Annotated in this window: 9 protein-coding genes; 2 read left to right on the forward strand and 7 right to left on the reverse strand. The window is 39.7% G+C overall.

The window, feature by feature from the left end; translation table 11 throughout:
• Positions 1 to 75: 75 nt before the first annotated feature.
• Positions 76 to 624, forward strand: coding sequence for an NADPH-dependent FMN reductase (locus HMPREF9965_RS06060; RefSeq protein WP_000039650.1), 549 nt, complete (start codon positions 76 to 78; stop codon positions 622 to 624).
• 31 nt (positions 625 to 655) lie between these two features.
• On the opposite strand, the gene yaaA is transcribed toward HMPREF9965_RS06060, so the two are convergent.
• The 7 genes from yaaA to HMPREF9965_RS06095 all read right to left on the reverse strand — a co-directional run bounded on the left by yaaA (position 656) and on the right by HMPREF9965_RS06095 (position 9,889).
• Positions 656 to 1,384 carry a peroxide stress protein YaaA gene (gene yaaA, locus HMPREF9965_RS06065; protein ID WP_000697801.1) on the reverse strand — a complete coding sequence of 243 codons (729 nt, stop codon included), beginning with the start codon at positions 1,382 to 1,384 and terminating at the stop codon, positions 656 to 658.
• 76 nt (positions 1,385 to 1,460) lie between these two features.
• Positions 1,461 to 3,056, reverse strand: coding sequence for a hypothetical protein (locus tag HMPREF9965_RS06070; protein ID WP_000821462.1), 1,596 nt, complete (start codon positions 3,054 to 3,056; stop codon positions 1,461 to 1,463).
• A gap of 11 nt (positions 3,057 to 3,067) precedes the next feature.
• The gene (locus HMPREF9965_RS06075; protein WP_000412249.1) at positions 3,068 to 3,478 is read right to left on the reverse strand and encodes a peptide deformylase; all 411 of its coding nucleotides are present in this window, start codon (positions 3,476 to 3,478) and stop codon (positions 3,068 to 3,070) included.
• 103 nt (positions 3,479 to 3,581) lie between these two features.
• Positions 3,582 to 6,278, reverse strand: a complete 2,697-nt coding sequence (locus HMPREF9965_RS06080; RefSeq protein ID WP_000032437.1) for a cation-translocating P-type ATPase — start codon at positions 6,276 to 6,278, stop codon at positions 3,582 to 3,584.
• Positions 6,279 to 6,488: 210 nt separating this feature from the next.
• Entirely contained in the window at positions 6,489 to 7,475 is a 987-nt protein-coding gene (locus HMPREF9965_RS06085; protein ID WP_000086439.1) for a glycosyltransferase family 2 protein, read from the reverse strand.
• The gene (locus HMPREF9965_RS06090) at positions 7,468 to 8,499 is read right to left on the reverse strand and encodes an acyltransferase family protein (RefSeq protein ID WP_000797215.1); all 1,032 of its coding nucleotides are present in this window, start codon (positions 8,497 to 8,499) and stop codon (positions 7,468 to 7,470) included. The genes HMPREF9965_RS06085 and HMPREF9965_RS06090 overlap by 8 nt, the downstream gene beginning before the upstream one ends.
• Before the next feature lies 1 nt (position 8,500).
• Positions 8,501 to 9,889, reverse strand: coding sequence for a hypothetical protein (locus tag HMPREF9965_RS06095; protein WP_255264843.1), 1,389 nt, complete (start codon positions 9,887 to 9,889; stop codon positions 8,501 to 8,503).
• A 377-nt stretch (positions 9,890 to 10,266) separates the two neighbouring features.
• Between HMPREF9965_RS06095 and mntE the strand changes: the two genes are divergently transcribed.
• Entirely contained in the window at positions 10,267 to 11,451 is a 1,185-nt protein-coding gene (gene mntE / locus HMPREF9965_RS06100) for a CDF family manganese efflux transporter MntE (RefSeq protein ID WP_001076583.1), read from the forward strand.
• Positions 11,452 to 11,480: the final 29 nt, after the last annotated feature.

Consider the following 11,480-nt stretch of genomic DNA (forward strand, 5'->3'; position numbering starts at 1 on the left):
TTAGTATCATTTGTTGTAACATAGATGGTAACAAAAGAGTTCGCTCTTTAAATTTTAAACAAAAGGAGACACATCATGTCTAAAAAAGTATTATTTATCGTCGGTTCACTTCGCCAAGGTTCTTTCAACCACCAAATGGCCCTCGAAGCTGAAAAAGTACTTGCCGGAAAAGCGGAAGTTAGCTATCTTGATTATTCAGCTGTTCCTCTCTTCAGCCAAGATTTAGAAGTTCCAACTCATCCAGCTGTAGCTGCTGCTCGCGAGGCTGTCCTTGCTGCCGATGCCATCTGGATTTTCTCTCCAGTCTATAACTTCTCTATCCCTGGAACAGTGAAAAACTTGCTTGACTGGCTCTCTCGTGCCATTGACTTGTCTGATACACGTGGTGCTTCTGCCCTCCAAGACAAGTTTGTTACTGTCTCATCTGTAGCCAATGCCGGTCACGATCAACTCTTTGCTATTTACAAAGACCTCTTGCCATTTATCCGTACACAAGTTGTTGGTGACTTTACTGCCGCTCGTGTCAATGACTCTGCTTGGGCAGACGGAAAATTGGTGTTAGAAGAAGCAACTGCTTCATCACTTGCCAAACAAGCGGACGACCTTCTTGCAGCCATCAACTAATCCAGCAAAAACCAGCTCGAATGAGCTGGTTTTATGCTTGTTTCACAAAGACGAGTTCTAAATCACTTGATAAATCAGGTCGGTAGTCAAAGCCGGCAAAACTGAGCTTGCGAGCTTGTTCGACAGTTTGAACTTGCCCTTCTATCAAGGCGGTCAAAAAGGCGCCACGGGCTTTTTTTGAAATGGTTGAGTGAATCTTCAGCTGACCTGCCTTGTTCTCCATAAATTTGAAGGTCACCATCTTTTCTCTGATTTCCTTCGAAAATACAGTTTCAAACTCTGATGATAGGAGTGAGAATATCAAGTCCTCATCCTGAAGTGCCTCATCGTAGGCTGATTTCCAATGACTCTTTAAGGTTTTTCCAGCCACTTTTAATTTCATCAAGAAGTCCAAACGGTGAGGAGCCATGGGCGATAAGGCGGGGATAACACCGTATAAAGCCGAGGTAATCAGGACATGATTTTCAAGATAGGTTTGTTCAGTCTCGGTTAACCCATCTCGTTTGATGTGGCGATACATAAGACCATCAAAGAGTTTCAAAGCTGGATAGTTTTTAGCCCTTCGATCTTTTAGAGCTTGAATATGGCTGTACTCTTCTTCTGCTTTCTCGGCAGAAACCTTATAAAAAGTCTCTAATTCACTAGCTGAGTAATGCGCCAGTGAGTCAAGGACTGCCTGACTTTCTTCACTCAAGGGGAGCGGTTCGATACAAGGAAGGTTTGTGTTCATTTCTTTGGCTGTTGGGATTAAAATTTTCATATTGTTAGTGTAGCATATTTTTCAATCACGACCAAGAATTTCATCTTAAAAACCTCAGTTCATACCGAGGTTTCTTTTACTTGACTTTAAAGGTTTTGAGATAATTATCTTTTCCAACTAGACCTTCAAAGGATTGGCCATTTTCAAGGTAAGGAAGGTCATCTGACACTGAGGCCTTGACCTTATAAATCTTGCCATCAACTTTAAAGAAGTAGACGGTGTCACCCTTGATAACAGCTGATTTAAGGTCTGAGACGATTCCCTTAATGTTTTCTACCGTTTCATTATCCAGCTCGAGGTCATTTTTATTGGCATATTTGCTGAGGAGTTCATCTACTGTAGCTGCTACGATAACGTTTTGGTACTCTACTGCATCAACTAAAGCATACTCCTTAACCAAGCCTGCATTGTCCTTCAAGCCCATGATGTAGAGCGGTTTATCGTTGAGATTGACAAGGATAGGGAAGGTAGCCTTGTAGGCCTTCTCCTGAACGGCTCCTTCAGCTGAAGCACGGGCAGATTCTTCGGTTGCTGATGCTAGATTGTACTTGGTGATTTCACCAGTTCGCATGTTTTCAAGGATAAATCCTAAATTACTTTCATCAGCATTTGCTGAAGTCACCCCTGTGTAGAGATAAATGTCATTTCCGATAGAAAGATAGTTATAACCTTCCGTCGTTTGGGTAACATTTTTCTTAGAAATCAAGGCATTCCAAAAACCGTCTTTATACTTGCCGTTGTAGTTGATTTGCTGGATGGTTTCTTCGGCGGGATAGACACGGTCCACCCATTCTGGCACCTCATCCAAGCTGTATTCCTTGGTTTCTCCATTGGTGGCGTCTAAGATAATAACAGATGAAGGACGAGGTACTCCTAGACCAAACTGTTTTTGATAAACGGTTGCTACATAGAAAGGATTGCCTTCATCATCCACCTCAAAGGATGGGGTTTTAAAAATCTTGGTTGGATACTTGATCCGAAGATGGCGTTTGACGTCTCGGTTAAAATACTCGGAGTCCGAATACTTCATCGGTGTTTTCAAATCCACCAATTCCGCATTTCCTGTCACCATATCAACCTTGATATACTCACCAATTCCCTTGGACTGATTATTAAACCATTTAATCGGGTCAGCATACTCCAAAGGTGTTACCCGATAGGGTTTGCCATCGACCGTCAGCTGGGTATAGGTATCTGCTGCTACGTACTGGGATACCTTATCCGTCAGAGAGCCCAGATAACGATCACCAATCTTTTCTGCAGTGCTCCGATCTAGGATTGGAACCTTACTGGTATCACTCTTAGGAAAATCTTTAAAGTCTTTTTCGGTGATAGAGACCACATTAGCATAGTTTTTTGCTTGGAAAAAGCTTGATGTCACTAAGCTTACCAGACCAGCAAGGGCAAAGATAAGGCCTGCAGCCAGCAACAATCCTCCACCTAATTTATTAAAATGAAGCCCTTCTAGATTGAGTTCGTTTGCAACCTTTCCATGACGTACATGAACTGTCTTGAGGAGATTGGTATCCCTTCGAAAACTAAACAAAATCCCCATCACCACCAGATGCACACAGAGAAAGAAGATGAATTCCCAACTGGTAAGATTGAAGGGTGGCAAAAAGATATACCAAGTCGTTGCGATAAAAACAAGTTCAAAGAGTATACGTTTCATCTGAGTTCCTCCTAAATAATCCGTCCTTCCAAATGATCCAGTTCATGCTGGCAGATCTGAGCTGGAAAGCCTGTCAGCGTAATAATCTGCTCCTGCCACTTGCTATCGCGATAGGAAACCTTAATCGTTTCGTAACGAGTCGTTGGCCGTACCCCAGTCAAGGACAAACAACCTTCCTCGGTCTCGTAAGGTCCTTTGTAGGAAAGGAGAATAGGGTTAAACATGACCATGGGAACTAGGCCAAGATTAATGATAATCACGCGCTTCTGGACACCAATCATATTGGCCGCTAGACCAACACAGGTCTCGCGATTGGCAAGCAGGGTATCCTGTAAATCTCTAACCAGATAAAGGTCTTCCTGACTTGCAGCTTTCGAAACTTGCGACAGGAATAAGACATCTCGGACAATTTTCTTTTCCATTTCTTTCACTCCTTGCCATTTTACTTTATTATAGCACAAAAGTGGATAACTCCTAACTATTCTCCTCAAATGCAAAAAAAGCCATCCGAAGATGACTTTCTTTTTAAATCGCGTTCTTATCAAAACCAAGCTTGCGTTGAACAAACTTAACGATTTCGACAATGAGTATCATTGAGAAGCTTCCGCCCATAACGATTACCCATTGTGATAAGTCTAGTTTGGTTACGTGGAAGATTCCTTCAAGCGGTTCTACGACGATTGTTGCCATGAGAAGGATGAAGGATACCAAGATGGACCAGTTGAAAGTTTTAGATTTAAATGGACCAACAGTCAAAATAGACTGGTAAACAGATTTTACATTGTAGGCATGGAAGAGCTGGATCAAACCAAGTGTTACAAAGGCCATAGTAAGAGCATCAGCGTGGATAGCTTGATTGTCACCCACATGAACTGGGTAAAGAAGGGCAAGACCATAAACAGCCAGAACAAGGGCACCTTGAAGGAGACCTTGATAGATGATAGAACTCATGACCCCACCTGAGAAGAAACTTGACTTGCGTCCACGTGGTTTGTGGGTCATAACACCTGGCTCAGCTGGCTCAACACCGAGAGCGATAGCTGGGAAGGTATCGGTTACCAAGTTGATCCACAAAAGATGGACTGGCTGTAAGACATCCCAACCAAACAAGGTTGATAAGAAGATGGTCAAAACTTCAGCCGTATTGGCAGAAAGCAGATATTGAATGGTCTTTTGAATGTTTGAAAAGACCTTACGTCCTTCTTCAACTGCGACGATGATGGTCGCAAAGTTATCATCCGCAAGAATCATGTCAGATGCTCCCTTAGAAACCTCTGTACCAGTGATTCCCATACCGATACCGATATCGGCTGTTTTCAGAGCTGGTGCATCGTTAACACCATCACCTGTCATGGCAACGACCTTACCTTGGTTTTGCCACGCTTTCACGATACGAACCTTGTGTTCTGGAGATACGCGCGCGTAAACAGAGTATTGACCAACTACTTTTTCAAATTCTTCATCAGACAGTTCGTTGAGCTCAGCACCTGTCAAAACATGGTCTTCTGAATCATTTTCATCGATAATTCCCAAACGTTTGGCAATGGCTTCTGCTGTGTCTTGGTGGTCACCAGTGATCATGATTGGACGAATTCCCGCTTCCTTGGCCACACGAACAGCTTCTGCTGCTTCGGCACGTTCAGGGTCAATCATCCCAATCAAACCAGTAAAGATCAAGTTGTTTTCAAGATCTTCAGAAGTCAAGTTCTCTGGAATGCTATCAATAATCTTATAAGCACCAGCCAGCACGCGCAGAGCTTGGTGAGCCATTTCAGAGTTATTTGTGTGAATTAAGTCATTGACTTGATTATCAATCGGAGCGACATCTCCAGCTTTATCACGAGCAACACAACGTTTCAAGAGTTGATCTGGAGCCCCTTTGACTGCTACGAGGAATTTACCATCTGGCAATGGGTGAACCGTTGACATGAGTTTACGATCTGAGTCAAACGGTAACTCAGCTACACGAGGATATTTCTCTAAAAATCCTTTGACATCGTAGCCCTTGTCCAAGGAATACTGAATGAAGGCTGTTTCGGTTGGGTCACCAATCAGGTTTCCCTCAGCATCAATCTTGGTATCATTAGCTAAGACAACTGAACGAAGTAGTGGCATGTCCAAGCCAAGTTCAATATCATCAGCTGAGTCATGTAGGACTGCGTCATAGAAGACTTTCTCGACTGTCATCTTGTTCATGGTAAGCGTACCAGTCTTATCAGAAGCGATAATCTCAGTCGAACCAAGCGTTTCAACTGCTGGCAACTTACGAACAATAGAGTTTCGTTTAGCCAAAACTTGAGTACCAAGGGCAAGAACGATGGTTACGATAGCAGGAAGCCCTTCGGGAATGGCTGCAACAGCAAGCGCAACAGAGGTCATCAACTCACCAAGTGGATCTTTACCTTGAATGAAGACTCCAACTACAAAAGTAACAAGGGCAATGACCAAAATTGCATAGGTCAAGACCTTAGAAAGGTTGTTCAAGTTTTGTTTGAGTGGTGTATCCGTCTCATCCGCATCTTGGAGCATGCCAGCGATATGACCAACTTCCGTGTACATACCTGTATTAACAACAACACCAAGACCACGACCATAAGTCACGTTTGAGTTTTGGAAGGCCATATTGACACGGTCACCAATTCCAGCATCGGCAGCAAGCTCGACTGTCAAGTCTTTTTCAACTGGAACAGACTCACCTGTCAAGGCAGCTTCTTCGATTTTGAGTGAATTGGCTTCTAGCAAACGTAGGTCTGCTGGTACTACGTCACCTGCTTCAAGGGCAACGATATCTCCTGGCACCAATTCTTTGGAATCAATCTCTGCCATGTGCCCATCACGAATAACGCGAGCAGCTGGACTAGACATAGACTTGAGGGCTTCGATGGCTTCTTCTGCTTTTCCTTCTTGGTAAACACCGAAGGCTGCGTTGATGATAACCACGGCTAGAATGATAATGGCATCTGCGATATCTTCCCCACCAGAAGTTATGACTGATAAGATAGCTGCAACAACTAGGATGATAATCATCAAATCCTTAAACTGTTCGATGAATTTAACCAAGAGAGATTTTTTCTCACCCTCTTCAAGTTCATTGCGCCCATATTCAGCTAAGCGTTTCTGCGCTTCGCTTGACGAAAGGCCTTGCTCAGTTGCTTCAACCGACTTCAAGACCTCTTCGGGACTTTGAGTATAAAACGCTTGGCGTTTTTGTTCTTTTGACATGTGTCTCCTCCTTGACTTTGTGTGCAAAACAAGCTCTCTTTTGGTTTTATGACAAACAAAAAGAGACCTGTTAATCATAACAAGTCTCGCTGTTTAAGATAGCGCCGGAAAGAATACTTTTCAGTATAAAATTCGGAATGACGACACTATCACAGGTTTCTGCCAGCTACTCCCTTGAGTAGTACTATTATATCAAAATTTGAAAAATTTTCAAGAATTAAAATCCGATGAAACACCATCTGTATCAAAAGTACGATCGCTGATAATATACCTAGGACGACGTTTCGTTTCTAGATAAATCTTTCCAACATACTCACCAATTACGCCCAAACTAATCAATTGAACTCCACCAAGTAGGCTAACTATTGCATAGGTGCTCGCCCATCCAGCCACGACTGTACCAGCAAGTTTGCTCCATACAACCCAAATAATCAATAAAAAACTAAAGAGAGAGGTCAGAACTCCTAGACTTGTAATCAACCTTATCGGTTTGATTGATAAACTAGTAATACCATCCATAGCCAAACCAAGCATTTTTGATAGTGGATAGTGACTTTCACCAGCAATTCGTTCATGGCGCTTATATGAAACGTAAGAATATTTAAAGCCAACTAAAGGCATTAAACCACGAAGAAAAAGATTGACTTCAGTAAATTTTTCTAACTCCTTCAGGAATCTTTTAGAAACCAATCGATAGTCTGCATGGTTAAAAACAACATCTGCTCCAAACAGGCGTAGCACTTTATAAAAACCTTCAGCTGTAATTCGTTTAAAAGTAGAATCCGTATCACGGTTATCTCGTACACCGTAGACAATTTCAGAACCACTTTTATACTCAGAAACCATCTTGTCCATGCAATTAATGTCATCTTGTCCATCAGCATCAATGGTAATAACTATATCAGCAAACTGAATGGCCTCATACATACCTGCAAGGACACTACTTTGATGCCCCCTGTTACGACTTTGTGACACACCAACTACAGAAGGGATGGTTTTAGCATAACTTTCTATCAGTTCCCAAGTCCGATCCTTACTACCATCATTTACATACATAATTTTGCTAAGAGGATGGATTTCTTCTTTCTTTACTAATTGTTCAATTTTTTCAACAAACATTGGATTAGTATGTGGTAAGACTTGCTCTTCGTTATAACATGGAACAACGATATATAAAATTGGCTTGTGTCTACTCATCTTTTTCTCCTAATATTTTTATCCCAAAAGGAAAGTTGGTTCCTCTAAACACCCTGACTATCAATTCGCAGCCTAAAATTGTCAATAAAGCTACAAAAACTGTTATTATATATTGATTAACAAAAATTCCAGTATATTTAGTAGACAATTCTTTAACTAATTTTTCTACTAACACCAGAACTATCGGCGAATGTATTCCATAATAAATCAACGTTTTTTGTCCGATTGATTTCAAAATGGAACTCTCTGGAATTGTTTTAAAAAATATAAGAACACTCCAAATTCCTGAAATAGCTGCCAAGTAAAATAAGAAATGATTCCCAATTTGCTGATAATACAAATCAACAATTTGATGGCCACTCACTCGATAGTTTAGTTTACTACTATAATTGGTAAGAATAAGTCCAATCGGTAAAAAGTAAATCGAAAAATACTTTTCTAATTGATGTAAATTATTCTTAGTCCATACTCCCAGCAAGATGAAAATCAGAGCAACAGGAACTAAATCAATATTCCAAATTAAATAATACTCCCTCTCATATACCTTCTGTCCGATATAGACTAAAACCAAGAGAGATAAGATTATTATTATCCACTGAGCCAAATTCCATTTTCTCTTTAAAATAAAATAACTGAAAACATGAGCCAAAAACATCACATTCAAAAACCATAATTGAAAATAAATATGCAAACGATCTGAAATCAGTAACTGTTTTGTAAAATGAAGAATATTAAAACTCAGAACTTTATCAGGATACATGACAAAAAGTTGAAACAGAAAAACAAAACTATTCAGCAAGAAAAAAGGAATAACTAAACTCTTTACCTTATTTAAACAATAGCCTGAGAAGGTTTCGTATTTTCTAACATTCAAAGTAAAACCAGATAAGAAAAAGAACAACGGTATGTGGAATGAATAGAGAAGCAACTTAGCATTATTTGGAACGAAGCTACTATGTCCAATGATAACTAATATAATCGCTAAACCTTTAGACATATCTATGTAACCAATTCGGTTCTTCATACTATCCTCCTGTTCCTAATTTTAATTGATAAACGCTCATATCTGAAGTTACAGATTCAACTTCCTCAAAGTAAACATCCTTCTGATAATGTTCTTTCATGATTTTTTTAACACTATCCATATTCCCTGAGGAAGTGGACCAAAAGAAGAGAATATTCTGATTGTTGATTGCAGAGGATAACAGATTTTCAGGTTCTTCAACTCCGTATCTCTTCATTTGTTGATAATAATGAGGAGAAAAAGTTTGCCAATTTCCTAATGTAGTTGTATTTGTCACTAACTGATTGGGTCTTAATTTAAAAGTTGACAATGTAGGCTGTGAAGAAACCAAAGTGCCATATCCACCGAAAACAATAAGTTTATCCGAATTCCTCTGTACAAGATTTTGGTACTCTGATACTACTGACGATTGAATATAGGGAAACCAATACAGTTCTTGTCCAAGCTTATTTATCCATACTGCTCCTCCTAGTATTCCCATTATTTGTATGCTAAGGAACACCTTCCTCTTATCAAATAAACTTCTTTTTTCATAAAATGATCGAGCATAAAAAATAAATACTAATAAGAAACATACTATTAGAGGGATATATACGCGCTCTACTACCCTCTGTCTAACAAAGAGAGCTCCAATTAAAAGTAATGGGAAAATCGGCACAAACCATCCGTATAGCTTCTTAGGCTTAAAAATCAAGAACCAACTAATCAATACTAAAGAGAAGGTTGTCAGTATACTATTCTTAAAAAAATCTGATATCATCTGAGGCAGATTAAACGAGTATTTCTCTGAAAGGGAACGAACAGATTCAATGTTTGTTAAAAGAGTATTGCTTAAGGCCTTTTTTTCAGCAAATAACCAGTAGGTGGAGACATTCAAATCATTCTCACTTACTCCCAAAACTTCAAATTCATTCGCATGTCTTTGATAATCAATAGCAGGATAATCTCTCAAATTCGTACTTAGGGCATTCCATGTCAAATACTCCTGTACGTCAGCTTTCCCTAGTGTATATAGTTTATTGGAAGCAAAAATCAGTAAAATGACGCTAAATAATAAAACAATTTCTTTTCTTTTTTTAAAAGATATCCACTCAAACAGCAGAAAAGGGAATAACAGTAAAATAAAGCTTGATATAATTTGAGGTCGAATGGATAAACCAATGAACAATAGTGATAGTCCTGAAATGTACCTTTTGTCAAATAGTAAAAAAGTTGCTGCCGTAGCTGATAAATATGCAATAACGGAAAAAGAAAAATATTTAATAAGTATCAATTGGGCTAAAAACACAATTGGAAGCAAAAGATACAGTTTTTTCTTATAAAAAAAGATAGCATAGACACCAAAACTAATACAATAAATACTAACTAAAAAGATAAAAAAATATTCCAATCAGTAAAAATTTTTTGAAGAAAGACCAACCCTGTAGATAATAAAATTCCTACATAGGGCAATAGCATATTCTCCCCAGATAATATGGTTTGATTCACCATGATATCATCTACTACAGGATATTCAAAACCTCTAAAGGATATATAGAGATAAAAAATAAAAATGGCAAAAATAAAAAACTTAAGCTAAGTAGCCTATTGACCATATTTTTATTTATCATTACAAGCTCTCTTTCAAATAAATATTACTCTTCAATTCTACCACATTTCCTTCTAAAAAACTAGCTCACCCCCAATCTTGTAAACCTATATCGTTTGAATTTTCCCATGAAAACCAGTATAATGAAAACAGAATCTCAGCTCTAGAAAGGAAGTCCGATGAACCAATCCATGTCAAATCTTAAGTTGGCGGAACGTGGTGCCATTATCAGCATTTCGACCTACCTACTCTTATCTGCGGCAAAATTAGCGACTGGCCACCTCCTACATTCTTCCAGTTTGGTAGCGGATGGTTTCAACAACGTATCCGATATTATCGGAAATGTTGCTCTTCTGATCGGTATTCGGATGGCTCGCCAGCCTGCAGACCGTGACCACCGCTTTGGACACTGGAAGATTGAAGATTTAGCTAGTTTGATCACTTCCATCATCATGTTCTACGTTGGTTTTGATGTACTTCGTGACACCATTCAGAAAATCCTCAGTCGGGAACAGACAGTTATCGATCCTCTGGGTGCAACTCTCGGAGTCGTCTCTGCGGCAGTCATGTTCGCAGTTTATCTCTATAATACTCGCCTCAGTAAGAAATCCAAGTCCAAGGCTCTCAAGGCAGCTGCTAAGGACAATCTTTCCGATGCTGTCACCTCACTTGGGACTTCCATTGCCATCCTAGCCAGCAGTTTCAATTATCCTATCGTGGATAAATTGGTCGCTATCATTATCACTTTCTTTATCTTAAAGACAGCTTATGATATCTTTATCGAGTCTTCCTTCAGTCTTTCAGATGGTTTTGACGACCGTTTGCTAGAGGACTACCAAAAGGCCATCATGGAGATACCAAAGATTAGTAAGGTCAAATCTCAAAGAGGGCGCACCTACGGTAGCAACATCTACCTTGATATCACCTTAGAAATGAATCCCGACTTATCTGTCTATGAAAGTCATGAGATTGCAGACCAGGTCGAATCCATGCTGGAAGAGCGCTTTGGAGTCTTTGATACCGATGTCCATATCGAGCCAGCTCCCATACCTGAGGACGAAATTTTGGACAATGTCTATAAAAAACTGCTCATGCGTGAACAATTGATTGACCAAGGAAATCAGCTAGAAGAACTCCTTGCTGAGGACTTTCTCTATATCCGTCAAGATGGAGAGCAGATGGATAAAGAGGCTTATAAGTCTGAAAAAGAACTTAGTGCTGCTATTAAGGATATTCAAATCACTTCCATCAGTCAAAAGACCAAACTCATCAGCTATGAGTTAGATGGTATCGTCCACACCAGTATCTGGCGTCGCCACGAAACTTGGCAAAATATCTTTCATCAAGAAACCAAAAAAGAATAGAGAAATCCTGTCATGAGACGGGATTTTTC

Origin of the sequence: Streptococcus mitis bv. 2 str. SK95, assembly GCF_000222705.1 — a bacterium.
Lineage (GTDB): Bacteria > Bacillota > Bacilli > Lactobacillales > Streptococcaceae > Streptococcus > Streptococcus mitis_AY.

Excerpts from the sequence above, each read along its gene's own strand:
- HMPREF9965_RS06075 (WP_000412249.1), bottom strand. The coding sequence starts at position 3,478 with ATGGAAAAGAAAATTGTCCGAGATGTCTTATTCCTGTCGCAAGTTTCG.
- yaaA (WP_000697801.1), bottom strand. The coding sequence starts at position 1,384 with ATGAAAATTTTAATCCCAACAGCCAAAGAAATGAACACAAACCTTCCT.
- HMPREF9965_RS06060 (WP_000039650.1), top strand. The coding sequence starts at position 76 with ATGTCTAAAAAAGTATTATTTATCGTCGGTTCACTTCGCCAAGGTTCT.
- mntE (WP_001076583.1), top strand. The coding sequence starts at position 10,267 with ATGAACCAATCCATGTCAAATCTTAAGTTGGCGGAACGTGGTGCCATT.
- HMPREF9965_RS06080 (WP_000032437.1), bottom strand. The coding sequence starts at position 6,278 with ATGTCAAAAGAACAAAAACGCCAAGCGTTTTATACTCAAAGTCCCGAA.
- HMPREF9965_RS06085 (WP_000086439.1), bottom strand. The coding sequence starts at position 7,475 with ATGAGTAGACACAAGCCAATTTTATATATCGTTGTTCCATGTTATAAC.
- HMPREF9965_RS06090 (WP_000797215.1), bottom strand. The coding sequence starts at position 8,499 with ATGAAGAACCGAATTGGTTACATAGATATGTCTAAAGGTTTAGCGATT.
- HMPREF9965_RS06070 (WP_000821462.1), bottom strand. The coding sequence starts at position 3,056 with ATGAAACGTATACTCTTTGAACTTGTTTTTATCGCAACGACTTGGTAT.